17 protein-coding genes are annotated in these 24,727 nt (G+C 45.5%); 10 read left to right on the forward strand and 7 right to left on the reverse strand.

The genetic code is table 11. From position 1 onward, the window contains the following. Window positions 1-3 precede the first annotated feature (3 nt). The 9 genes from ACFQ21_RS18720 to ACFQ21_RS18760 all read left to right on the forward strand — a co-directional run bounded on the left by ACFQ21_RS18720 (window position 4) and on the right by ACFQ21_RS18760 (window position 13,742). Complete coding sequence (locus tag ACFQ21_RS18720) at window positions 4-3,042, forward strand: efflux RND transporter permease subunit (protein WP_377581025.1); 3,039 nt, start codon at window positions 4-6, stop codon at window positions 3,040-3,042. Between the two features lie 316 nt (window positions 3,043-3,358). Further along, complete coding sequence (locus ACFQ21_RS18725) at window positions 3,359-4,171, forward strand: SDR family oxidoreductase (RefSeq protein ID WP_377581028.1); 813 nt, start codon at window positions 3,359-3,361, stop codon at window positions 4,169-4,171. Window positions 4,172-4,226: 55 nt separating this feature from the next. Then, window positions 4,227-6,848 (forward strand): MGH1-like glycoside hydrolase domain-containing protein, encoded by a 2,622-nt coding sequence (locus tag ACFQ21_RS18730; RefSeq protein WP_377581031.1) that lies wholly within the window; start codon window positions 4,227-4,229, stop codon window positions 6,846-6,848. A 543-nt stretch (window positions 6,849-7,391) separates the two neighbouring features. Continuing rightward, window positions 7,392-8,480, forward strand: coding sequence for a glycoside hydrolase family 88/105 protein (locus ACFQ21_RS18735; RefSeq protein ID WP_377581033.1), 1,089 nt, complete (start codon window positions 7,392-7,394; stop codon window positions 8,478-8,480). 249 nt (window positions 8,481-8,729) lie between these two features. Then, window positions 8,730-9,986: an Hsp70 family protein gene (locus tag ACFQ21_RS18740; protein ID WP_377581036.1), complete on the forward strand. Its 1,257-nt coding sequence runs from the start codon at window positions 8,730-8,732 to the stop codon at window positions 9,984-9,986. Between the two features lie 300 nt (window positions 9,987-10,286). Beyond that, window positions 10,287-11,729 (forward strand): S41 family peptidase, encoded by a 1,443-nt coding sequence (locus tag ACFQ21_RS18745; protein WP_377581038.1) that lies wholly within the window; start codon window positions 10,287-10,289, stop codon window positions 11,727-11,729. Between the two features lie 142 nt (window positions 11,730-11,871). Next, a complete protein-coding gene (locus tag ACFQ21_RS18750) occupies window positions 11,872-12,327 on the forward strand; it encodes a GNAT family N-acetyltransferase (protein ID WP_377581040.1) in 456 nt (151 codons plus the stop codon). 22 nt (window positions 12,328-12,349) lie between these two features. Beyond that, window positions 12,350-12,727 carry a hypothetical protein gene (locus ACFQ21_RS18755; RefSeq protein ID WP_377581043.1) on the forward strand — a complete coding sequence of 126 codons (378 nt, stop codon included), beginning with the start codon at window positions 12,350-12,352 and terminating at the stop codon, window positions 12,725-12,727. Between the two features lie 37 nt (window positions 12,728-12,764). Next, on the forward strand, window positions 12,765-13,742 hold the full coding sequence (locus ACFQ21_RS18760; RefSeq protein ID WP_377581045.1) for a glycoside hydrolase family 43 protein: 978 nt from the start codon (window positions 12,765-12,767) through the stop codon (window positions 13,740-13,742). Between the two features lie 226 nt (window positions 13,743-13,968). On the opposite strand, the gene ACFQ21_RS18765 is transcribed toward ACFQ21_RS18760, so the two are convergent. Both ACFQ21_RS18765 and ACFQ21_RS18770 read right to left on the reverse strand, forming a co-directional pair. Continuing rightward, window positions 13,969-15,366 carry a sugar MFS transporter gene (locus tag ACFQ21_RS18765; protein WP_377581048.1) on the reverse strand — a complete coding sequence of 466 codons (1,398 nt, stop codon included), beginning with the start codon at window positions 15,364-15,366 and terminating at the stop codon, window positions 13,969-13,971. A gap of 494 nt (window positions 15,367-15,860) precedes the next feature. Further along, window positions 15,861-16,052, reverse strand: a complete 192-nt coding sequence (locus ACFQ21_RS18770) for a hypothetical protein (protein ID WP_377581050.1) — start codon at window positions 16,050-16,052, stop codon at window positions 15,861-15,863. Between the two features lie 183 nt (window positions 16,053-16,235). Here ACFQ21_RS18770 and ACFQ21_RS18775 point away from each other — a divergent pair, with 183 nt between their 5' ends. After that, complete coding sequence (locus ACFQ21_RS18775; RefSeq protein ID WP_377581053.1) at window positions 16,236-17,900, forward strand: apiosidase-like domain-containing protein; 1,665 nt, start codon at window positions 16,236-16,238, stop codon at window positions 17,898-17,900. A 119-nt stretch (window positions 17,901-18,019) separates the two neighbouring features. Here the strand turns inward: ACFQ21_RS18775 and ACFQ21_RS18780 are convergent, their stop codons facing one another. Genes ACFQ21_RS18780 through ACFQ21_RS18800 form a run of 5 tightly spaced genes read right to left on the reverse strand, consistent with a single transcriptional unit; the run spans window position 18,020 to window position 24,674 of the window. Beyond that, window positions 18,020-19,291 (reverse strand): YaiO family outer membrane beta-barrel protein, encoded by a 1,272-nt coding sequence (locus ACFQ21_RS18780; RefSeq protein WP_377581055.1) that lies wholly within the window; start codon window positions 19,289-19,291, stop codon window positions 18,020-18,022. A gap of 4 nt (window positions 19,292-19,295) precedes the next feature. Next, on the reverse strand, window positions 19,296-21,728 hold the full coding sequence (locus tag ACFQ21_RS18785) for a sulfatase-like hydrolase/transferase (protein WP_377581059.1): 2,433 nt from the start codon (window positions 21,726-21,728) through the stop codon (window positions 19,296-19,298). A gap of 9 nt (window positions 21,729-21,737) precedes the next feature. Then, window positions 21,738-23,168: a glycosyltransferase family 2 protein gene (locus tag ACFQ21_RS18790; RefSeq protein ID WP_377581061.1), complete on the reverse strand. Its 1,431-nt coding sequence runs from the start codon at window positions 23,166-23,168 to the stop codon at window positions 21,738-21,740. A gap of 19 nt (window positions 23,169-23,187) precedes the next feature. After that, window positions 23,188-24,312 carry a HEAT repeat domain-containing protein gene (locus ACFQ21_RS18795; RefSeq protein WP_377581064.1) on the reverse strand — a complete coding sequence of 375 codons (1,125 nt, stop codon included), beginning with the start codon at window positions 24,310-24,312 and terminating at the stop codon, window positions 23,188-23,190. Next, the gene (locus ACFQ21_RS18800) at window positions 24,309-24,674 is read right to left on the reverse strand and encodes a response regulator transcription factor (protein WP_377581066.1); all 366 of its coding nucleotides are present in this window, start codon (window positions 24,672-24,674) and stop codon (window positions 24,309-24,311) included. The genes ACFQ21_RS18795 and ACFQ21_RS18800 overlap by 4 nt, the downstream gene beginning before the upstream one ends. Between the last annotated feature and the right edge of the window lie 53 nt (window positions 24,675-24,727).

Genomic DNA, 24,727 nt, shown 5'->3' on the forward strand with positions numbered 1-24,727 from the left:
TTTATGAAAATATCAGAATACGCAGTAAAAAATTACCAGTTTACATTGGTAATGTTCCTGATGGCCGTGGCATTGGGTGTAACCACACTCTTTACCATGCCCCGCAGTGAAGACCCGGAGATAGAATCTCCACAGTATACGGTTATTGTGGTATACCCGGGAACGAGTCCGATGGACATGGAAGAACTGGTGGTTGATCCGATTGAAGAAAAGATCAACGAGCTGGAAGATATGAAACGCATTCGCACAAGCATCAGCGATGGACTTGCCGTGTTTCGCGTAGAGTATAAATATGAAAGTGATCCGGATGAAAAATACCAGGAGCTGGTGCGCGAGATTAACAGTCTGCGTCCGGAGTTACCGCGTGATATATTCAGTCTCGAGATCAATAAGCTTCAGCCATCCGATGTAAACATTGTGCAGGTGGCGCTTATCTCTGAGAATGCATCGCGCGCTAAATTGAAATTTCATGCAGAGGCATTGAAGGATGAACTCGAAAAGATATCGGTGCTGAAGAACGTAGAAGTACAGGGATTGCCGGAACAGATTGTCCGCATCGAGCTGCGACTGGAGAAGATTGCACAGATGCATATACCGCTCGATGCTATTACCGGTAGTTTGCAAAGTGAGATGGCTAATATTCCGGGTGGCAGTGTGGTGGCAGGTTCAAAATCATTCAGCATCAAGACGAGTGGTAATTATAAAAACCTCGAAGAGATCAGGAACACCATTGTATATTCTGCCAATGGAAAAAATATACTCTTAAAAGATGTAGCCGATGCCTATACCGTATTTGATGAGACGAAGCACATAACACGCCTTAACGGTCACCGTTGCGTATTTGTAGTAGCCGCACAGAAACCAGGACTCAACATTACCAACACGCAGAAAATATATAAACCGGTGCTGGATAGCTTTGCTGCGAAGTTGCCTGCCAATATAGATATGGTACACCACTTTGATCAGGCCGATAACGTGAACGGGCGTCTTGCTGGGTTAGGGAAAGATTTTCTGATCGCTATATTTCTGGTGTCCATAACATTGTTACCGCTCGGATGGAGAGCCGCTACGATTGTGATGATCTCCATTCCGTTATCACTTGCTATCGGACTGGTGTTGCTGAACCTCTTTGGTGTAAGTCTGAACCAGTTAAGCATTGTAGGACTTGTTGTAGCATTAGGACTCCTGGTTGATGACAGTATAGTGGTTGTTGAGAATATAGAACGATGGATGCGCGAAGGACATTCCCGTCTTGACGCAACGCTGAAGGCTACACGCCAGATTGGACTTGCCGTAGTAGGATGTACGGTAACGTTGATCATTGCCTTTATGCCCCTGGTATTTTTACCGGAAGGAGCCGGTGATTTCATTCGCGGACTTCCGCTTGCTGTGATTATGGCGGTGCTTGCTTCTATGCTGGTTTCCATTACCGTAATTCCATTCTTGTCGAGCAGAATTTTAAAAAGTCACGAGCATGCTGAAGGAAATATATTCCTGCGCGTGATGCAGAAAATGATACACGGAAGTTATTCACGCCTGCTGGATAAAGCGTTGAAACACCCGGTTATAACCACCATCGTGGCCGGTATAATTTTCATTGGCTCCATGCAGTTGTTCCCGGTTATCGGATTCGGGCTTTTCCCGGCTTCAGAAAAACCTCAGTTTATAATCAATACCATAACTCCGCTGCAAACCAATATTGAAAAAACAGATTCAGTGTCGCGCTATGTAGAAGAGGTTGTGCGCGAAATTCCGGAAGTAAAATACTTTGCCTCGAATGTAGGGAAAGGTAATCCGCGCGTATACTATAATGTTGTGCAGGAGAATGAACGCACCGATTTTGCACAGACTTTTGTTCAACTGGAAGAACATACTTCTCCGGACCGAAAGCTGGAGATCATCAACCAGCTTCGCGATAAATTTCATCAATACCCGGGCGCAAAAATAGAAGTTAAAAATTTCGAGCAAGGTCCACCGGTAGTGGCACCTGTAGAAGTAAGATTGTTTGGTGATAACCTCGATACCCTGCGCACATTGGCAGCACGTGTTGAAAATCTGATGAAGCAGACAGAAGGAACACTCTATGTAAATAACCCGATAAGTAATCTGAAGAGTGATATGCGCGTGGTGATCAACCAGGATAAAGCCCGCATGACGGGTATAAATACTGTCGATATAGACCGCACCATACGTCTTGCTGTAGCGGGATTGAACATGGGTAATTTCTCCGATGCCGAAGGAGAGGACTACGATATATACCTGACTACTCCGAAAGATGAACACGCCACACTGGCGTCATTGGACAATCTCTTTGTGAATACAAGACAAGGTGCACCCGTACCGTTGGATCAGATCGCAGCCTTGAAACTGGAAGCATCTCCGCTGAGCATCGATCACTATAATAAAGTAAGAACCGTATCAGTGTCTTCTTTTGTGAGAAAAGGATATCTGAATGACAAAGTGATCAGCGATGTTGTTGGTAAAATGGAAAGTCTCAAACTTCCTGATGGCTATAGCTATAGCATGGGTGGCGAAGTGGAGGCCAGCAACGAATCGTTCGGAGGTTTAGGATCAATCATTATCGTTACCGTATTCATGTTTGTGGCTGTGCTGGTCTTGATGTTCAAGACATTCAAGAGTATGCTTATCGTGTTAAGTGTTATACCGCTGGGCATGGTGGGTGCATTACTCGCGTTACTCATTACCGGTAATCCGCTTTCATTTGTTGCCATCATTGGTCTCATTGCACTGGCAGGTGTAGAGGTAAAAAATTCAATCCTGCTGGTTGATTTCACCAATCAATTGAGACAACAGGGTAAATCTGTAGATGAAGCCATTCGCGAAGCCGGTGAAGTACGTTTCTTGCCGATCGTATTAACGTCACTCACAGCCATCGGAGGATTGCTGCCTATAGCATTATCAACCAATCCACTCATCGCACCACTCGCCATCGTTCTCATCGGAGGACTCATCAGCTCAACACTACTCTCGCGCATCGTCACGCCCGTAGTGTATAAGTTGATACCACCACGTGTAGAGTAGCTTGCGAGCTACAAGCTACGAGCTGCCAGTTCGTGTATCGATTGGTTATGCGGTTGCTCCGGTAAACGTATATCTATCGATACACGATCCAGCAGCTATATTTTTTTCTCGAAGCTAGTAACTCACGGCTCCTAGCTTACACCAGTGAGATAAGTATAGTTCAACGTAAAACTATACCAACAGACAATCCTCCAGCAGCTAGCAGCCCTTTCTCGCAGCTCATAGCTCGTAACTTTTCCTTTCGGGCGTGGTTTTTTTTCTTTCTTGCAGAAACTGAGAAATAATTGTAAATCATTAAGCAAAAGAGAGAATCCGCATGTCAACAGAAACAAAAAAACTTCAGGGGCAGGTAGCCATTGTTACCGGGGCCAGTTCAGGTATAGGAGCCGGTGTTGCCAAAGCACTGGCTGTAAATGGTGCCGCGGTGGTTGTGAATTACTCCAGCAGTGCCGATAAAGCCGAGGAAGTATTGAAGGAGATTAAGGATGAAGGTGGTGAAGGCTTTATTATAAAAGCCGATGTGAGCAAGGAAGGTGATGTGCTGAAGATGTTCAGTGAAACAATCAGGCGCTATGGCACGGTTGATATTCTCATCAACAATGCTGGTCTTCAGAAAGACGCGAAGTTTCATGACATGACCCTGGATCAGTGGAATCATGTTATTGGTATAAATCTCACCGGACAATTTCTGTGTGCGCGCGAGGCGATCAAAGAGTTTATGCGAAGAGGTATTGTGCCGGGGCGTTCCAAGTCGGCCGGTAAAATTATCTGCATGAGTTCGGTTCATGAAGTTATACCGTGGGCAGGTCACGCAAATTATGCAGCATCGAAAGGTGGTGTTATGATGCTGATGAAAACCATTGCACAGGAGTACGCACCGATGAAGATACGCGTTAACAGTATCGGTCCCGGTGCTATTCGTACCCCTATAAATTATGCTGCGTGGCAAACACCACAAGCCTATAATCAGCTGCTGAAGCTTATCCCTGCCAAGCGCATAGGGGAGTCTGATGACGTAGGGCGTGCTGCCGTATGGCTGGCTTCTGACGATGCCGAATATGTAAACGGAATAACTTTATTTGTGGATGGCGGCATGTTGTTATACCCGGGATTTGAAGATAACGGTTAATCTTTTGAATTTTACACGTGGATTGAACTGTTATTATTAACTACTCATATACCTTATGACGGAAGAAAAAGTACGCCTTCAGGAAGATAACGCCAAGCAAAAGAACTGGAAGAAATTTGGTCCTTATCTGACGGAACGGCAATGGGCAACGGTGCGTGAAGATTATAGTGCTGATGGAAATGCCTGGGAGTATATTTCGCACGATGCAGCGCGCAGCAAAGCATACCGGTGGGGAGAAGAAGGGATCGGGGGAATCAGTGACGACCGGCAGTTACTTTGCTTCGCACTGTCATTCTGGAACAAGAAAGATCCGATTCTGAAGGAACGCATATTCGGTCTCACGAGTCACGAAGGCAATCACGGTGAAGATTGCAAGGAGCAGTATTATTACCTCGACAGCACTCCGACTCACTCGTATATGAAGATGCTGTATAAATATCCGCAACGCGAATTTCCGTATAGTCTGTTGAAAGAAGAGAATAGGCGCAGAAGTAAGACCGAGCCGGAGTATGAGTTGATGGACACGGGTATATTCAACGATAAAAAATATTTTGATATATACATCGAGTATGCCAAGGCTGATGTCGATGATATACTCATCAAGATTACGGTACACAACCGAGGTCCGGAGAATGCACCAATTCACATCGTGCCGCAGATATGGTTCAGAAATATATGGCAGTGGAGTCATGGTGTGCGCAGACCCGAGATGTACCTGGACGATGCCGGTATCATTCAGATCAATCATGTTGATTTAGGTCGATACTATCTTTTTGCAGAAGGCAAATCGGAAGCAATCTTCTGTGAGAATGAAACGAACACTGCGCGGCTCTATAATTTTGCTACATCGGGTACATTTAAAGATGGTGTCAACGATTATATAGTAAACAACAAGAAGGGGGTGGTGAATCGTTTTCCGCGCGGTACAAAGGCCGCGATCAATTACGATGTGGTGGTACCTGCAGGTGAATGCGTAACGAAGCGATTACGTCTCGTAAATAAATTCAACGCAGCTCCCTTCGATGACTTTGATACCGTTTGGCAAACACGCGTTAAAGAAGCGGATACATTTTACCAGGAGCTGCAGCAAAATATACCAGACGAAGATCAGCGCGATATACAGCGACAGGCGCTGGCGGGTATGCTGTGGGGAAAACAATTCTACTACTACGATGTATCGCGGTGGCTGAATGGTGATCCCGGACATCCGGCTCCTCCGGCACAACGAAAGAAGATACGGAACCAGGAGTGGATGCATTTGAATAATGAAGATATTATTTCAATGCCCGACAAGTGGGAGTATCCGTGGTACGCTGCATGGGATGTTGCGTTCCATACTATACCGCTCGCACTGGTCGATTCTGAATTTGCAAAGCAGCAGTTACTGTTGTTTACGAAGGAATGGTATATGCATCCCAACGGACAATTGCCTGCGTATGAATGGTCGTTTAGTGATGTTAATCCACCGGTGCATGCGTGGGCAACGTACCGGGTATATAAAATGGACGAGAAGCAGAATGGTAAAGGCGACCGCAGATTTCTCGAAGAAGTTTTTCATAAACTCCTGCTCAACTTTACCTGGTGGGTAAACAAGAAAGATCACGAAGGCAACAATATTTTCCAGGGAGGATTCCTCGGTATGGATAACATTGGTGTGTTCGATCGCAGTGCTCCATTGCCGGCAGGGGAGTTCATTGAGCAAACCGATGGTACTAGCTGGATGGCGATGTTCACGCTGAATATGCTGCGACTGTCACTGGAACTTTCAAAGGAGAATCCAACGTATCAAAGTCTCTCTACAAAATTCTTCGAACACTTCCTGTACATCGCAGGGGCTATGCGCAATATTGGTAATGAAGGTATCGACCTGTGGGATCAGGAAGATGAGTTCTTCTACGATGTGCTGCATACTTCCGATGACAAGAACATCCGGATGAAAGTGCGTTCGATGGTGGGATTGATTCCGTTGTTTGCAGTGGAGATATTGGATGAAGAGGTCTTTGAATCGAATCCTGAATTTACTGAACGCCTCGAGTGGTTTTTGAAATACAGACCAGACCTCGCGAATTTGATTTCGCGCTGGGCAGAGAAGGGCAGGAAAGAGCGACATCTGCTATCGCTATTGCGTGGTCACCGGATGAAACGTATTCTGAAACGAATGCTCGATGAGACAGAATTCCTTTCACCGTATGGTATACGTGCATTATCAAAAGTATACGATGCCAAGCCTTACAAATTTAACAGCAACGGCACAGAACTCTCGGTGAAATATATACCGGGCGAAAGCGATTCAAGCATGTTTGGTGGTAATTCAAACTGGCGCGGTCCTATCTGGTTCCCGGTGAATTTCCTGTTGATCGAATCGCTTCAGCGCTTTCATCAATACTATGGTGAAGACTTTAAAGTAGAGCACCCCACAGGCTCCGGACAGATGCGTACACTCTATGAAATATCAGATGATCTTTCCGCGCGACTCGTTAGTATTTTTACGAAAGATCACGAAGGCAAACGCGCTGTATACAATCACGACAAGCGTATGCAACTCGATCCCGACTTCAATAAGTACATTTTGTTCTATGAATATTTTCATGGCGACAGTGGGAGAGGTGTTGGTGCATCGCATCAAACCGGATGGACCGGGTTAGTTGCCAAGCTTATTCAGCGCATGAACAGCTGATGCATCAATGAATATATACCGGAAAGTATATACAGCAAAACAGGTATATATTATAAACGAAAAAACCGATAACGTCCCGTCTGGAATTATCGGTTTTTAATCCTAACCTGCCTACCTGTAGGCAATAGATGCTCGAATATAGAAAATATTAAATAGCAATCCATTCAATCAGAAAATATTTATGGTATTCACATCGTTGTGTCTGATGGAACTATATATATGTTTAACCGTTTGATGAAGCGTTGTAGAAAATGCTTCTCATCACAACAAAATAACCGACACTAAAAAGTCGTGCCATACTAGTTCAGGCAGAGACCTCTATATATAAAGAGTGAATCAACCTCAAGAAAAAATCAGACACTTCTATCTTCTAACCATTAGCCTTTTATCCCCCTGTTTCTTACGTCTTACTTCTTACTCCTTACTCCTGATTCCACCAACCGCATCCCCTCAACACCTCTCATCACGTCCGCGTGTGCGATTACTTACTTTTTAGTAGATTACAAGTTATAAATTACAACCCCAACCTCCATTACTATCGGTATGAAACGCTCTACGTATTGTTTAGGTCTCTTCATGTTGTTACTCATCAGCACAACAGCATGGTGCCAGAAGAAAGATCAGGATCTTTTTAGCAGAACTTTCATCACCAGTCAGATGAAGAAAGTATGCGACTGGCAATTGAATAACCCGGTAACGATCAATGAAAAAAATGAGAACGATTGGGCCCGCGCTGCATTTTATACAGGCGTGATGGCAACCTACCAAACGACTCAGGATGAAAAATATCTGAAGGCTGCTATTGCGTGGTCAGAATCATTCGATTGGAAATTGGCCAAGCGCTTTCGTCATGCGGATGATCATGCTAAAGGACAGACGTATCTCGAAATATATACTTTGAAGAAAGATCCGAAGATGATCGAAGACACGCAGAATACATTCGACTCGTTGATACTGACTGCAAAACCAGGTCGTGAAGATTGGTGGTGGTGCGATGCATTGTACATGGCACCTCCGGTATTGGCAAGATTGGCGGCCGCAACCGGTGATACAAAATATCTGAACTACCTCAACACAATGTTCTGGGACACCTATGATTTTTTATACGACAAAGAAGAAAATCTTTTCTATCGTGATAAAAGCTATTTCAACAAGAAGACACCTTCCGGCAAGAAAACATTCTGGGCAAGAGGTAATGGCTGGGTAATGGGAGGCACCGTACGTGTGCTGCAATATTTACCAAAGGATAATCAGGAGTATAGCCGGTACGTTACATTGCTGCAAACAATGGCTGCTTCTGTAAAAAAGATACAGAGTAAAGATGGTTTATGGAGACCGAGCTTACTCGATGAAAACGAAGTGCCTCATCCGGAAACCAGTGGCTCGGCATTTTTCTGTTATGCATTAACATGGGGCATCAATAATGGTATACTGGATAAGAAGGAATATCTGCCCGTAGTACAAAAAGCCTGGAAAGGATTGAACACCTATGTAACCCCCGAAGGTAAATTACAATGGGTACAACCAATCGGTGCTGCCCCTGACAAAGTAACCATCGACAACAACCAGGAGTATGGATCGGGCGCATATTTGCTGGCGGCAAGCGAACTCTACAAGTTGAGTAAAAAGTAGCTGCGAGCTTTGAGCTGCGAGAGAAAATTGGAAATTGACTGCTGGCTGCAAGCTGCTGGTTACAGGAATTCAGATTTGACGATTCGCGTTAACGCGAATCGTTTTTTATTTATAGTCTAACGAACAAAAAAATGGATCGTGCATTTATCCTGCAGCCAGCAGCCCCTTCCATTCTCGCAGCTCAAAACTCGCAGCTAAATTTTGAAGACCCGCTTGCTTCATGCAAATTGCGCCTTGAAACAAGTTAAGATGTCTCGTATTTCGTGTGGAATTGACTTCGGTACTTCCAATTCCAGTATAGCCCTGGCCAGTAATAGCCAGGTAAGTCTTGTGCCTGTAGAAGGTTCGCATGTAACCATACCCAGTGCTATATTTTTCAATCAGGAAGATAACAAAGCATTTTACGGTCGCGCGGCTGTTGCTATGTTTTTGGAAAGACATGAAGGACGTTTCATGCGCAGTCTCAAACGCGTACTCGGCACATCGCTGATGAAGCAGGGGACGCTCGTGAATGGCAAGCTCATGAAGTTCGATCGCATCATTGCTTCTTTCCTTCGAAACATCAAGACAAAAGCGGATACAACTGCGGAACATCCTATCGAACATGTGGTGATGGGACGACCGGTGCATTTCGTTGATAACGATCCGGCTTCGGATGAACGCGCAGAGCAGGAACTTCGCGCTATAGCATTAAGTATCGGTTTCAAATATGTAGACTTTCAGTTTGAACCCATCGCGGCAGCCTTCGCGCATGAGGTAAAGATCAATGGTGAAAGACTGGCTCTCGTAGCAGACCTCGGGGGCGGTACATCTGATTTTACGGTGATCCGCTTATCGAACAAGAACACGCGCAAGGTAGATCGATCAACAGATATACTGGCCAATACCGGTGTGCGTATTGGCGGTAATGATTTCGACCGTGATCTGAGTCTCGCAGCCATTATGCCCGAGATCGGGTATAAAAGTACATACGGTGAAAAGCATCTTGAAGTACCGTTGAAACCCTATCATGATCTGGCAGAATGGAGTAAAGTAAATTTCCTCTATACTCCGAAGATCATGACGCAAATGAGACAGTTGCTGAACAGCTCGCACGATCGTAAACGTTTTTCACGATTGCTGCAGATACTCGAACAGGAAACAGGTCATGCTGTACTCGCAGCAACGGAAGAAACTAAAATTGCATTAACAGCAGCGAACGTTTATCACACGCCCTTCAACTTCCTGGAAGAAGGACTATATATACCAGTAATGCGCGAGCAGTTTGAAGAAGCGATCCGCCTCGAAGTAGCACGTATACTTGACTCGGTGACGCAATGCCTGCGCGAAGCTGGTGTACAGAAAGAAGATATAGATCTTGTTATACTCACCGGTGGTTCAACCGAAGTACCACTTATACAAGCACAGTTCAGGCAACTATTTCCCAACGCAGCACTCGCAGATGAGAACAAACTTTCGAGTGTGGGCCTTGGCCTTGCATACGACAGCCAGAACCGGTATCAGTAAAGGGCTACAGGGTATGAACATTGCAACAGCGTGGATTGTTTTTCAGTGTGATGGCGCTAATACCAAATGGAGTATACATTTTTCAGGAGGTGTCCTATAGATGAAGCGAGCCTGAGTACCGTGAAAACATTTCCTGGAGTACGGTGTGGAAAGCATCACAGGATTTCTATTTTTATGAAACGATGACCATAATTGTCGACCAACGTTAACATTGAATAGACCAAGTGAAGCAATGCGTAGTAATCATTTAACAGCGCTTTGCGTTATAGAAAGGATTCCGAAATCTGAAAAAATATACCTATGCGATACATTTCATCCTCATACACCCGATACCTGCTGGCGATAGCGATCGTTTTCTTACTTGCCACCTGCAAGGATGACGAAGTTGAACCTTCCAATACCACAGCAACCACGGAGGAAAATGAATATGTCAATAACTGGATACTGGAGAACATGAAGTTCTGGTACCTGTGGAATGACAAGATCCCTGCGAACCCGGATCAGACAAAAGCTCCGGCTGATTTCTTTGAATCATTACTCTATACCTCCGAAGACCGTTTCTCCTGGATACAGGAAAATTACCAGGAGTTGCTCAACTCGCTGCAAGGCGTAAGCAAAGAGGGCGGGTATGAATACAGACTATACCGCGAGAGTTCTTCCAACAGCAACGTTATCGCACAGATCGTATACATCAAGCCATCGTCACCTGCCGAACAGGCGGGACTGAAACGTGGTGATGTGATCACACACATCAACGATCAGCAAATGACATTGTCCAATTACCAGACATTGATCGGTTCGATCGGAGCGAATCACACATTACGTTATCGTCCGTTGCTGATTGAGGAAGAGAAATTCGATACAGAAAAAACTGCGTCAATAACAACCGTAGAATATCAGGAAGATCCGAACTATATGCACACCGTTATTGAAAGCGGTGACCACAAGATCGGCTATTTCGTCTATAATTTCTTCGCTGTAGGACCTACCAGTACCAGCACTACATACGATGATGAGATGGAATCTGTCTTCGCAGATTTCAAATCACAGGGTATAACGGATCTTGTACTGGATCTTCGGTATAACAGTGGAGGCTCAGAAACATCTGCCAATAACCTGGCGAGTCTCATCGGTACCGGTGTAACGAGCAGCAATGTATTCCTGAAGCGTGAGTATAATGAAGATGTGGAGAATGAAATCATTAACGATGCTTCGATGGGAGAAGCGTACCTCACCAGTAATTTTAAAACAAAAGCATCGAATGTAGGCAGTCAGTTGCAGAACAGCAGGCTTTATGTGCTGGCGAGTTCACGCACAGCTTCTGCCAGCGAACTCGTGATCAACGCACTCAAGCCCTATATGGACGTATTCATTGTTGGTGATACTACCTATGGAAAGAACGTGGGCTCTATATCGTTATACAAAGAGAACGACTCTAAAAATACCTGGGGTATGCAACCGATCGTAGTAAAAGTATACAACAGCCTCAATCAGTCTGATTACTCCAAAGGCTTTGTACCTAACATACTCAATGTAGACAACAGCCTGTATATATACCCGCTGGGGGATACACGCGAAAACCTATTGAGCCTCGCGCTGCAGCAAATTACCGGACAGGCAACAGGTGGAAGATTGGCTAATCGTGAGAAGAAACAGTTTATAGGTTCTTCGCTGGATGAAAAGGCACGCGGCTTTACATTGAATGTTGATCAGGTTGATATCAAAAAAGTGATTGTGCATTGATCACTTCAAACTATACCGGTTTACAACGGGATGCCTGTACGGCATCCTTTTTTGTTTTTAGCCGAAGTGTAACCCACGACACACGGAGTAGAAAGCAGCGTAACCGTAAAAGTTTTTTTAGATTCACACGCTGAAATCCATTATGATAACATTTGTCAGAACCAATTCCGAAGATGCAGACTTTCGAAAACTGGTAGAGCAACTTGATCAGGAACTCTACGAGCGCTATGGTACGGAGCAGGATTTTTTTGCGCAGTTTAATACGCTCAACGCTATTCAGCATGTGGTGGTAGCGTATGATGATAGTATACCGGTTGGATGTGGTGCGTTTAAAGTATATGCGGAAGATACTGTTGAGATCAAGCGTATGTTTGTTACAAAGGCACTGCGCGGGCATGGTATTGCAGCAGGTTTGTTAAAAACGCTTGAGCAATGGGCCTCTGAGTTGAAGTACACCGAAGCTATACTCGAAACAGGAACCGGTCAGCCTGAAGCAGTAGCCCTCTATCAAAAGACCGGCTACACAATCATGGAAAATTATGGACAGTACGCGGGCATTGCGGAAAGTATATGCATGCGAAAGACATTGAAGAAATAAGGAGCATTTACAACGATACAATATGCAGGAGAACATAACACTGAACACTTCACAGGATGTGGTTGCCTCTGTTATTAACAATGATGCGGATAAAGAACAGCACATTGCTGACCTGATAACGAAACACATGCCTGAACTGAAGGCGATGATTGAGAGTTACTGGTTTGCCAAAAAAGCGAACGTGCTGAATGTAGCCGTGGTTCCCGAAAGCATCCGGTTCACTACTGCCGTTAGTGGAATGTTTGTGGCAAAATATACCGTGTCGTATTTCTTTGCATGTGATGACATAACCACGAATAACACCGAAGCGATGACGTGTACATTTGAGGTAGACCTCGGCAGGCATGCGATTACCATAACCGGTGAATTGCAGCCGGAGCGTGGGCCAGACGAGTTCTGATAAAACTATATATACTTTACCATACACCCCCAACCCCATGAAGAAACTCCTGATCCTGGCAGTGTGCAGCATGCTGGTAACGACAGCGTGGACACAACCCAAAAAGAAACAATCCGGTAACCCGATACTTGAAGGATGGTACGCTGATCCGGAAGCTGTCATCTTCGGAAAGGAATACTGGATATACCCTACATTTTCTGCCCGCTATGAAAAGCAGGTATTCTTCGATGCCTTCTCATCCCAAGACCTGGTGAATTGGACAAAGCATGAACGTATTCTGGACACCGCTTCTGTAAAATGGGCGAAGCGTGCTGTATGGGCACCGGCTGTAGTAGAGAAGAATGGCAAGTACTATATATTTTTCGGAGCGAACGATATTCAGAACGATCAGGAGTATGGTGGTATTGGTGTAGCAGTAGCCGACCGGCCGCAAGGGCCTTTCAAAGACCTGTTAGGCCGACCGTTGATTGACAAGTTTCACAACGGTGCGCAGCCTATTGATCAGTTTGTGTTTAAGGATAAAGATGGCGCGTGGTATATCTTCTATGGTGGCTGGAGACACTGCAATGTAGCGCGACTCAACGATACATTTACAGGACTTATTCCGTTCGCAGATGGAACTACATTTAAGGAGATTACACCGGAAGGATATGTGGAAGGTCCTTTTATGTTTATCCACAATGGTAAATATTACTTCATGTGGTCGGAAGGAGGATGGACCGGACCTGACTATTCGGTGGCCTATGCTATAGCAGATTCTCCGTTCGGACCATTCAAGCGCATTAGTAAAATACTTCAGCAGGACCCAGCGATTGCTACCGGGGCAGGACATCACTCCATACTAAATGTACCCGGCACCAATGACTGGTATATCGTATACCATCGCAGACCTTTGAGTGAAACACATGCCGATCATCGCGCAACCTGCATCGACCGCATGTACTTTGATGAGCAAGGGCTTATCAGGCCGGTGAAGATTACTACGGAAGGTGTGGCACCTCAGAAGATCAAGTGACATTAGTAGTTAATGGTTAATCGTAGTTGATGGATAGATTCTGCTGCTAAAAAGTATATCTTCCTTTTAGAGGAGTATAAATCCAGGGACACTAAGAACGCAGAGGAGGCACAGAAATCACAAAATATTTCGTTTTGTGTGATTTCTGTGCCTCCTTCGTGTTCTCTGCGCAATGGATTTACTGTTAACGAATGACCTTTAACGGATAACGATTAAAGGTTAACGATTAAGCTCTACGCTTCACCTCATACCCCTTAACACCATAATAGAAAATGAAGAGGTAACAAATGATCGGGAAGAGAAATGCTTTCTGATAGCTGCCGATAGCCTCTACGATAACCCCGGTTAGCGGAGTAAGCACAGCACCTCCAACGATAGCCATCACCAGTAATGACGAACCCTGACTGGTATATTTACCCAGATCGCGGATGGCCAGGGTAAAGATAGTAGGGAACATAATGGAGTTGAACAAGCCGATCGCGAGCACCGACCACATGGCTACTTCACCCGAAGCAAATACAGTAGTAAATAAAAGTCCTACAACCAGTATAGCAAACACAGCGAGTGTCTTGGCAGGTACAGACTTGCCTAGTAAAAATGCGACACAATTAAAGACGATCAGTCCCAAAACGATAAGCGCATTCACCACACTGCCGGTAATCATATAGACCGCGAAAACAGCAATCACCGTAATGAGTGCCATCAACGCCAGCTTCTGACTTTGTTTACGATTGGTCAGGGATATAGCACCAATGAATCGTCCGGCCATAGCACCGCCCCAGTAATACGCTACAAATTGAGCAGCCGTTATCTCATTGAAGCCTCTCAATTCTTCAAAGTATCGAACCAGGTAACTGCCAATGGCAACTTCGCCACCTACATACATAAATATACCGATCACACCGAGGGTAAGGTGCGAGAACTTCAATACTTCCAGACCTTTTTCGATTTTCTCACCGGTAAATTTCGGAAGCTTCGATAAACCTATAATTACAGCAAGCACCACCAATGTGCCGGCCAGAAAGAGATACGGTGTCTTAACGGCATCGGCCGTCATGTGTTCTTTACCACCAACGCTCTCGAAAATTAGTTTAGCACCAATGATGGGAGCGATGGTTGTCCCAAACGAGTTGAACGCTTGTGTCAGCGTAAGACGACTGGATGATGTATCCGGATTACCCAGCAGGGATACATACGGGTTGGCCGCCATCTGTAAAATAGTAATGCCGCCCGCCAGCACGAACAGCGCTACGAGAAATATACCATATACCTTCATTTCAGCAGCAGGGTAGAAGAGACAGCAACCTATGGCTGCCGTAATCAGCCCCACGATGATGCCATTTTTATACCCGATGCGCGCGAGCGGGTCGCCTAAATTGATCGAGATCAGAAAATAGATAAGCGATACAAAGAAGTATGCTCCGAAGAATGCTGATTGTATAAGTCCGGCCTGTGCAGGTGTAAGTTTAAAGATACCCTGAAGATAAGGTATAAGAATATCGTTCATGCAAGTGATGAACCCCCACATGAAGAACAGCGTGGTGAGAATGATAAGCGGTAAAGTATAATTTCCCTTTTCGTGAGACGAAGAGGAAGATGTTGCAGATGAAATGATAGACGCCATAGTGGTTATTAATAAAATGAGCGGCCAATTTGCATCTTCTGTGTTTGTAAAAAAAATGAAATGTGAAATACAAAATGTGTATTAGATACACTACTAACACCGACACGTGCATATCATACCCGGGAACCGTCCTATAAGAGGCGGCTCTGTCATAGAATAATTTTGGAAATAGCATCTCCGCAGCTGGCGTCTGCCCGCTGTCCATACGATGATAGCTCAGTTCAGACAGTATATCTACCGTTCATCCCTATAGCTATAGTATGTGAGACCCGAAGGTACCTAAGCTCATCAAGGAAGTGTAGTGTGGAAATACAAGGACGAAGTATAGCGTGAATGTGTAGGTTAAAAAATGCAGATGAGCCTGCTGCGATACCTCTTTGGCGTTCGGTAAGCGGCCGTATAGCCCTACGTTGGCGAACCATTGTAGGGCTACAAACTGCTTACTTACTATTTTAAAAAATAATAAGAACAGATCTGATTATACTAATCAACGATCATTTTGCTTTTTTTACTCGGAGAGAAATGCTGTTGTCAAACGCAATCTTTCTGAGTGAACCTAATGTACGGCCTACTTTCTTCGCTACTTGAGTAGAGTTGTTACCATCTTTAACAAGCTTCTTGATCTCTGCAAGTTCTTTCTTGGTAACAAGTTTACCGTGGTTTTCTGGGAGTTTTTTCTTTGCCATGTTTCTGGTTTTAAGTTAGAAAATAGTTTAAATAATTAGACTTTATGGTGCAATTATACGGATTTGTATTGGAATGAAATAATTATGCCCGATAAAGTCTTACTGTCCTATAGTAAATCTTTACAAAGATTACACTTTTCTTGTAAACATTATACCTAAATTCAACTATATAATTCAATATATATGAAAAATTATGCCGTAACAGCCATACTATATATAATTTTTGTCCAATGTAGTCCCAAAAAGCAAGCTATACCCCGTGTTCAGCAGTGGACAACACACGAAATTACTCTCGAAGCGGTCAATATATACCAAAATCCTTACATCGATATAGCTATAGATGCCACCTTCACCAACGATAAAGGTGATTCACTGGTGCGTCCGGCCTTCTGGGACGGTGGTAACAAATGGAAAATCAGGTTTACTCCGCCCGATACCGGTACAATATGGACATGGAACACACGTACATCTGTAGCAGATAAAGGTTTATCAGACCAGCATGGTGAACTGAAATCTGTAGTATATACCGGCCCCAATACCCTGTTGAAACACGGTTTACTCCGAATGTCGCCTCAAAAAAGAAATATAGTACATCAGGATGGTACACCATTTCTGGTAACGGCCGATACTCCGTGGGGCATTCCGTTCCGCGCCACTATAGAACAAGTTAACCTATATGCGAAGGATCGTCAACAAAAAGGGTATAATATGGCCTTGCTGATGAGTGTGCAGCCCGATCGCTATGCCGAAGGGCCCGAGGCGAGAGATAGTATATTGGGCTTCGACAGGGCCTTTGAAGATCTGCCCGAAGGACACTTGAATATACTCAAGCCCGACTATTTCCAGTATGTGGACTCGCTCATGGATATACTTATTGCCCACGGTATAGTGCCGGTATACCAGCCTGTGTTCCATGGTTTCGGGTGGAAAGGCAAGACCGTAGCCGGTACTACCGCTGTGCCGGAAGAGTATATTCGGTATTGCAGATACCTCATCGCGCGTTATGGAAGTATGCCGGCATGCTGGCTGGTAAGTGCTGATGGGACAGGACTTGATCCCGCTATAGGACCTGCCGGTGAAGCTATAGAACAATGGGACTGCTATGGGCAACCTACCGGTATACACTATAATCCTGCCGATAATTACCTCGCGCCCTGGGCACAAGGCGACAGCTCCAAGTGTTTTCACTATAATCGCGCGCACCAGGCAGAACCGTGGCTCGACTTTCAATGGGCACAAACCGGACACGATGGAAAGCATATTACCTATAAAGTGGAACAGATGTATCAGAATATACCGGTGAAGGCTGTACTTAATGGAGAGCCTACTTATGAAGGTATGGGAGGGGGTAAATTTGGGCTTGGCTGGTGGCAAGGTGAAGAGGCGTGGACACAGCTGATGTATGGCGGAACGATGGGTGTAGTATATGGTGCAGCAGGCTTGTGGCAATGGAAAGTAAAGATTGATGAGCAGGGTTGGGATGAGTGGACGGATCAACCTGTATCATGGCACGAGGCGCTGGATCTCGAAGGAAGTAAATATGTAGGACTCGTGTCAAAAGCTTTTCACGGGTATGATTATACGGATATGCAGAAACGTTGGGACCTCACGGAGGGTAATAAACCGCTGCTCGCGAAAGAAGGTATATTTTATATAACATACCTCCCGACAGGGGGAGATATAGCTATAAAGCATGTACCTGTAGGAATGCCGTACCGCTGGTTTAATCCCAAAACTGGAGAGTTTGTAAATGTGGGAACTGTAAAAGAGGCCTATACTATATTTACTGCGCCTGATAACAATCCGTGGGTATTGATTGTTGGACAGAATAATGCCGACTCGCTATAGATGTACCTCCATAAAAATGTAGTATACCAGCGGCTCACTACTGCGGTATACTTTGTTGTGGTCGAGCCAGAAGTATAATGTTGTGTAAACAAACAGGTGGTTATGCTGCCCGGATATACTCAGAACCGTTTCCGGATGCCTACTACAATGTTGGTTATCCATACATATTGACCCTGATCGAAGGAAAGCTCCTGGTGAACTGCGCCCAGACTGGTATTCAGTATAAAATTTCGTTTGAACGTCTTTTGCCACGCTACCCCTAGGCGCTGAGACTTCAGAATATAGATACCATCGGTGCTAAGTCCTGCGGCACTTTGTATTCGGCGGTCGTCAGGAGAGAAACCGTATCCGCCGGTTAGTCCGATGTAGTTATCGGCATCTTTGAAGTAGCGTCTTACCGTAAGGTTGGTGGAGAATGATGTGCCCGGCTCGCCTGGTGTAATATAGGGACGAAGCGAGAACCAGTAACTTTTATAGTACCAGCCGAGCGAACCGGTATAGATCGTTACTTTGCTCGTGCTGCCAAAGTATAAATAACGGATGCCGGCAGAAGCTTCCAGGCTGGCCGGTAATTTGGAAAATACTTCGGCTCCGATACGGTGCTGTGGAAAAAGATCACTTTCGGAATAGCCATAGTTCAGGTAAGCATATATACCATCGGCAATGCGCGGATATAGGTCTATTTCCGGTTGAAAGCCGTTGGAAGAAAACCGGTGTGCGTAATTGAGACGAATGATGGATGATCCCCATTGGTTGGCGCGTGCAAGCTGGGCGGCCAGAGAATGTGCCGGGCTAAAGGTGCGACTGAACAGGTCCAGGTCGTATGAGACGCCTGCGGTATATTTCATGCGTGCTTTACGAAGCTCATCCAGCAAAGCGATCCCCTTTTCATGCGATGGGTTGATGGTGAGTAACTGGTTTAATACAACAGCGGCTTCATCGGGCCGGTTCAGTGAATTCAGGATGCTGGCTTTTTTATAGAGCAGGTCTTCCGAGTTGGGATAATAAGAGAGTGCCATGTTTACAACGGTAAGGCCGTACGCAAACTGGTCGTCCCACATTTCTACATCAACCAGCGCGTTGAGCGCATCTTCATGTTGGGGCGAATGTGCCAATACAGTTTGTAATTCTTTACGCGCCTGCGCCCGCATACCGTCCCAGGCGTATGTGCGCGCCAGGAATATACGGACATCGGTATAGTCCGGATTGCGCTCCAATATAGTGAGTAGCATCGCGCGGGCTTCTTCACGCTTACCGGCAAAAGCAGTTTCGCGGGCACGTTGGAAAAGTTCATCCACGCCAAGTGTCTTCCAGTCCTGGCCATGAACCGTAGTCAGTATACTCGTGATCAGCAGAAATGCAATACTATAATGTCGTAGCAGAGAAGTCATACAATTACGGTTCCTTGAGTTTAACCTTCAGATCGCGGGCAATCTCTTGTTGAGGATCGCGACTCAATACTATATTCAGCAGCATGTGCGCAGAGTCATTCTTGTCTTCATGAAAGAGTGCGCGCGCCCGGCGGGCCAGTAAATCAACGTTACCGCTATCCGCCCGAAGTCCCCTGGCTATAATTTGCTTCATGAGTTGCGTGTGTCCCTGCCAGTACTCCAGGTCGCTCCACGCCACATAGGCATCGGCATAAGCCGCATTTCGGTCGAGTGTTTGCTGCAGGTATAGCCTGGCACTATCATACTGACCGGCCCAAGCATACGTGCGTGCCAGTAACACACGTGCGTCATGATAATTAGGACTTTTATTGAGACAGTACTTTAGTATAGTCCGACTCTGGCGATATGCTTTTTGAAAAGCAAGCTCCCGCGCTTTTGCATACTGCTCATCCGCAGTCATTGATAGTATAGATGCTTCGTCCAGCAGTTGTTGTTCATGTGCTGTAAAAGTAAACAGCACAGGTTTGGATGGAGAGGCACGTCTGTCTACACGGTTGTTATCGCAGGCAAAGGCACTGTTTATCTTAAACTGTTTCAGTTTTTCTGCGAGTGCTTTCTTTACCGTATTGTCTTCGGCTGGCTCAAGTTTTAATCCCGGCTGAATAGTATATAGCCGGTTGTCCGATAAAAGGTACGTACCCTGTATATAGTCGCGGATCTCATTTTTATTCCGGATCAGCGCGAGGTCCAGGTTGCTGGTAAAGGCGGTGTCCAATGAAAGTGGACCGGCTATAAATGGCATCTCTTGGGGAAAATGCAGAGTATATTGAGATGCCAGGTGATTTAACAACGTGGGTGTAATGTTGGCGTGCACCGCTAGCGAAGCAAAAGTCTGTGATTGCCTGAGGAGCGGTGAATACAGGATCAAGGGTACATGAAAGCGTTTTATCTTGTTATCCGGTGGCATCGGTATCAGGCGATGATCGCCCGTGATGATAAAAATAGTATTGTCGAAGTCGTGCCGTTTTGAATAATACTGTATGAGATTGCGTATAGCCCTGTCGGTATACAACAGGCAGGCAAAGATACCCTCGTGAGCCTGAACTTCTTTACGAATATCCGGGGCAAGTTTTTCCGATCGTTTATCCACCTGCGTATAGAATGTTGAATCAGGTGCGATAAACGGTTCGTGCGAGGTAAGAGTCAGGTAAATATCCAGTCGTGGCGATTTCACGTTGTCCAAGGTGGAGGCCGCGAACGAAAATACCTCATCATCGGAAAAGCCCCAGGAGGATGTTTTCTTCTTTAACCGATACGATGCCGGAAATTTACTTTCATCTATAAGATTGTTAATGCCCTGGTATTCCAGAAATATATCCTGGTTATCAAAATTAGGATTGCCTCCATAGAAGAAACTTGATTGATAGCCCTGTGACTTTAACAAGCTGATGAGTGTCTGGTGATCAGGCATGGCCGTGCCATAGCTCATGAAACCGGTACGCCCGTAGGGGAGCGATCCGAATATACTTGGTAGTGCGCCAAAGGTTCGGCCGGCATTGCTCATGGCGTTCGACCAGTAGAGGCTCCGTTGTGAAAGCGAATCCAGGAAAGGCGTGAAGCCTCCGTACACGGCATCGGGCCCGGTATAATCGCGGCCAAGTCCTTCCACGATAATAAAAACCAGGTTGGGCCGTGAAGACGCCTTGTTGATATAGGTGTTCAGCTTATCGGTATAGGTAACAGGATGCAGAAAAGGATAGGCGTTTTCGTCTACCGTTTCATAGGCCATCTTGTCGCGGATATACTCTTGCGTGCGATCGGCCAGGTACCAGGTTTTATTTACGGCCAGGTAATAATCGAGGTCACGCGGATAATTTTCGGGCGCGGCATGGTGTGGCAGCGTTAAACTGATAAAGACAATGAGCGAGCACAACGCAGCCGTGGACGATATACCCTGCAGAAAATTTCTGCGGTAAACCCAATACAGGGCGAATACAAAACCGCCTAGGAGTATGATGAGAAAAACCACCGGACCGACCGATGTACTTCCGGATGATCGTACCGTTGTAATAATATCATTCCAGGTATAGCCGTACAGGTCTGTGCTTAGGGGCAGCAGCGTTACCGTAAAATAATGAGACAGGCAGAACGATACCAGGATCAATAGGGTAAACAGCGTTGCACATACCGTATAGGCTATACGCAGAGACGCTAACGAAAGGAGGATGTGCAGCAGTATAACAACGGAAACAATGGACAGGGATACAATCAGGTCATACCCGAGTCCCTTCAGCTCATATGCAGCTATATTTCCTACATGGCTATAGTGTCCGGATACCATTACCAGCTCGTATAGTCTGATCAGTAGAAAGGCCGCTACATACAGGACTGTCGCTGGTAAGATTTTCTTTATAGACTCTATGATCCTGTTTTTCATAGCGAATAATTACGAAGCAACTTTCTCTTTACTCTTATACTGTACAAATCCCTGCCGGGTCATTTCACCCCACGACTTCTTACCTTTCATCAGATCATAATTACCCTTCAGCGACCACCACACCACGCGCGGGTGGAACCATATAGGTTCGATCAGGGCGATGGCTATCATTTTAAATATATCGCGCTTGGCCGTATACTTGAAGAAGGAAGTCTCTTCAGCCAGCAGCGATGTCATGGAAATAAAAAAGGCAAAGCAGTATACCGCCAGTGTAAGCGACAGAAAAAATACCCAATGCACCTTGCCAAGTGCAACCAGCACGATAAAGAATATAAGTCCGGTAAATTCAACGAAAGGCGAGAGCCATTCATAAAAGAACCAGAACGGGTAACTCAGCATACCCATAATGCCATACCGCGGGTTGAAAAATAACTTCCGGTGGATAGACAGTGTTTCAAATGTGCCGCGCGCCCAGCGGTTCCGTTGTCTGCTCAGAATTTGTGCGCTTGCAGGAGCTTCTGTCCAGCAAAGCGGGTCGGGTATATAGGCCACCCGGTAGGGCAACCGTTGTTCATGCATATACCTGCGCATACGCACCACTAACTCCATATCTTCACCAACGGTTTTATGGTTATAGCCTCCGGCTTTCAATGCAGTTTCACGTTTGAATAATCCGAAAGCCCCCGAGATCAGCAGCAGTCCGTTCAGTTTACTCCACGCCATGCGCCCGAGTAAAAAGGCACGTATATATTCCAGCACCTGCATGCGGGCAATCAGATTTACCGGCAGTTTGATCTCGATGAGACGTCCTTCTTCAATAACGCACGAGTTGGCAATACGCACAACACCACCAGACGCAATTACGCTGGAGTCTTCCAGGAAAGGCTTTACCATCTTGAGCAATGCGTCCGGTTCTATAATACAATCGACATCGATACATGCTACGAGGTCTTTCTTGGAAAAGTTAAGACCTACATTGAGTGCATCGGCTTTACCACCATTCTCTTTATCGACAACCGTAAGTTTTTTAAAGGCACGGTTTTTTGATTTATAGATGCCGCGCACCGGTTTGGTTGCCACGGTATATTGAAGGTCATAGTTAACTTTTACCAGGTCGAATGCCGGGATAAGTTTGGCCAGCGTATCATCTTTACTGCCATCATTGATAATAATTACCTCGTAATTATTATACATGATCGATAGCAGCGACTTAACATTATCAATAATGGTGAGGCCCTCGTTGTAGGCCGGTGCGATCAGTGAAATGCCGGGAGCAAAAGGCGATGAAAGTATATATTTATAGTCAACGAAGTAATTTCTCCGCATATAGGCCTGCATCTCAAACAACGAAATAGCGGCTAGTATCAGGTAACTTACGGCAATGGTGATTGCGTATAAGAAAATGAGTACGTTAACAATGAAATACAGAATATCCCACATGCCTTGAAAACATTAATGTTTATTGCAAGAGCGGTTCCGATACATGTTCGATAGCTCCTGAAAGTATACCGTTCATCCTGGTGTTAAAATCCAGTAGTAATTGTCGTGCTTCGTCATCCAGTTTATACAGCGCCTCTACCGCATTAAACCGAACTGTATAGTCCGGGTGGTCCAGGTAGCGAAGTATAGTATATTTATGTTCCGATGTATAACCGATCCGCCCGAGGCAACGCACCATGCGGGTACTTAGTTTTTCATTGGTCCAGAAGGCATCCACACGGTTGGTGATTTCATCGGCCAGTTCGTGTGCTTCCAGTGCTGCAATGGTTTCGAGGGTAAGCCCCGCGATGCGCGTATCGGTATGAGACAACAGTGCCGTGAGAAAAGGTATAGCCGAGCTCTGTCGGAATTGTCGCGCCATGCTTAAAGAGAACAACACAACGTCCAGGTTACTGCTCGAAAACCAGCGGCTGAAGTGCGGCAGCTTACGCGCATCGGATTTGGACAAGTGATAATGTATATTGATGCGCATCCACGGAGTAATTGTGCCGGTATATCGATCGAGAAAGGAAAGCGGTGCTTCGTCATCCAGCCGCACCAGTGCCAGCAGACTTTCTTCGCGCAGTGTGCGATTATCCGAAACTATAAATTTGCGAATGGTATCTATAGCAGGCTGATAGCCAAGCTCGGCCAGTTCGCGAATACCCTGGGCTTTTTTCTGCCACGATCCGCGTTTGATTTTATTCAAACTATACTGGTGCAGGTCAAGTTCGATATAGAGCTGCTCCAGTATTTTGGAAGACGAACCGGATATACTTTTCTTAACGGATACCAGTTGGTTTACCATGACTTGTCTGGCGAGTGATGATTGCCCGGCCAGGGTACGCAGTGTATCAAGCTTGAAGTGATGCGATGATGCGGGTACGGAAGAAGTGGTCTCCATAATGACCATTGCATTCAGCGTACGCTGAAAGTAATTCCGGAGTATAGATTCCTTTTGCTGGCGATTATTTTTTGAAAAGCGACTGATCAGTATGAATGCTACGAACAGAATAGCAGCTGCAAAAAATGCCAGTGCCAGTATAATAAATACTTTCACCTCGGCTGTAGCCTGTATAGTAGTAAACGGAATCTGATCGATCATAAATTCAGCAGGCGTTTAACACGAATCGCGAGTTCTGCCGGACTAAATGGTTTGGTGATAAAATCATTAGCCCCTATATCAAAAGCCTGCAGCACGGTTTCTTCAAGTCCTTCTGCCGATAGTATAATGATCGGAGTTTTCTTTTTGAGCACCTGGCGTACATGCGTTACTATCTCAAGGCCGGAATGAAAAGGCATGTGTATATCGGATATGATCAGATCAAAATCATTTTCATCGAGCAAACGCTTAGCTTCTCTGCCATCGACCGCTTTCACTACCTCTCCAAAATTTTCACGCGATAATTTGAACCGAACCATGCTGATTAACGCCTCGTCATCATCACAAACAAGAATTTTCATCATTTGTTATCAATTCGTATGGTATTCTAAAAAGTCATTCCTGCCAACAGGTGGTT

Origin of the sequence: Ohtaekwangia kribbensis (assembly GCF_042676245.1) — a bacterium.
Taxonomy (GTDB): domain Bacteria; phylum Bacteroidota; class Bacteroidia; order Cytophagales; family Cyclobacteriaceae; genus Ohtaekwangia; species Ohtaekwangia kribbensis.

What these genes read in the sequence shown, in the direction of transcription:
- ACFQ21_RS18720 (WP_377581025.1), top strand. Translation starts at nt 4, where the DNA reads ATGAAAATATCAGAATACGCAGTAAAAAATTACCAGTTTACATTGGTA.
- ACFQ21_RS18725 (WP_377581028.1), top strand. Translation starts at nt 3,359, where the DNA reads ATGTCAACAGAAACAAAAAAACTTCAGGGGCAGGTAGCCATTGTTACC.
- ACFQ21_RS18730 (WP_377581031.1), top strand. Translation starts at nt 4,227, where the DNA reads ATGACGGAAGAAAAAGTACGCCTTCAGGAAGATAACGCCAAGCAAAAG.
- ACFQ21_RS18735 (WP_377581033.1), top strand. Translation starts at nt 7,392, where the DNA reads ATGAAACGCTCTACGTATTGTTTAGGTCTCTTCATGTTGTTACTCATC.
- ACFQ21_RS18740 (WP_377581036.1), top strand. Translation starts at nt 8,730, where the DNA reads ATGTCTCGTATTTCGTGTGGAATTGACTTCGGTACTTCCAATTCCAGT.
- ACFQ21_RS18745 (WP_377581038.1), top strand. Translation starts at nt 10,287, where the DNA reads ATGCGATACATTTCATCCTCATACACCCGATACCTGCTGGCGATAGCG.
- ACFQ21_RS18750 (WP_377581040.1), top strand. Translation starts at nt 11,872, where the DNA reads ATGATAACATTTGTCAGAACCAATTCCGAAGATGCAGACTTTCGAAAA.
- ACFQ21_RS18755 (WP_377581043.1), top strand. Translation starts at nt 12,350, where the DNA reads ATGCAGGAGAACATAACACTGAACACTTCACAGGATGTGGTTGCCTCT.
- ACFQ21_RS18760 (WP_377581045.1), top strand. Translation starts at nt 12,765, where the DNA reads ATGAAGAAACTCCTGATCCTGGCAGTGTGCAGCATGCTGGTAACGACA.
- ACFQ21_RS18765 (WP_377581048.1), bottom strand. Translation starts at nt 15,366, where the DNA reads ATGGCGTCTATCATTTCATCTGCAACATCTTCCTCTTCGTCTCACGAA.
- ACFQ21_RS18770 (WP_377581050.1), bottom strand. Translation starts at nt 16,052, where the DNA reads ATGGCAAAGAAAAAACTCCCAGAAAACCACGGTAAACTTGTTACCAAG.
- ACFQ21_RS18775 (WP_377581053.1), top strand. Translation starts at nt 16,236, where the DNA reads ATGAAAAATTATGCCGTAACAGCCATACTATATATAATTTTTGTCCAA.
- ACFQ21_RS18780 (WP_377581055.1), bottom strand. Translation starts at nt 19,291, where the DNA reads ATGACTTCTCTGCTACGACATTATAGTATTGCATTTCTGCTGATCACG.
- ACFQ21_RS18785 (WP_377581059.1), bottom strand. Translation starts at nt 21,728, where the DNA reads ATGAAAAACAGGATCATAGAGTCTATAAAGAAAATCTTACCAGCGACA.
- ACFQ21_RS18790 (WP_377581061.1), bottom strand. Translation starts at nt 23,168, where the DNA reads ATGTGGGATATTCTGTATTTCATTGTTAACGTACTCATTTTCTTATAC.
- ACFQ21_RS18795 (WP_377581064.1), bottom strand. Translation starts at nt 24,312, where the DNA reads ATGATCGATCAGATTCCGTTTACTACTATACAGGCTACAGCCGAGGTG.
- ACFQ21_RS18800 (WP_377581066.1), bottom strand. Translation starts at nt 24,674, where the DNA reads ATGATGAAAATTCTTGTTTGTGATGATGACGAGGCGTTAATCAGCATG.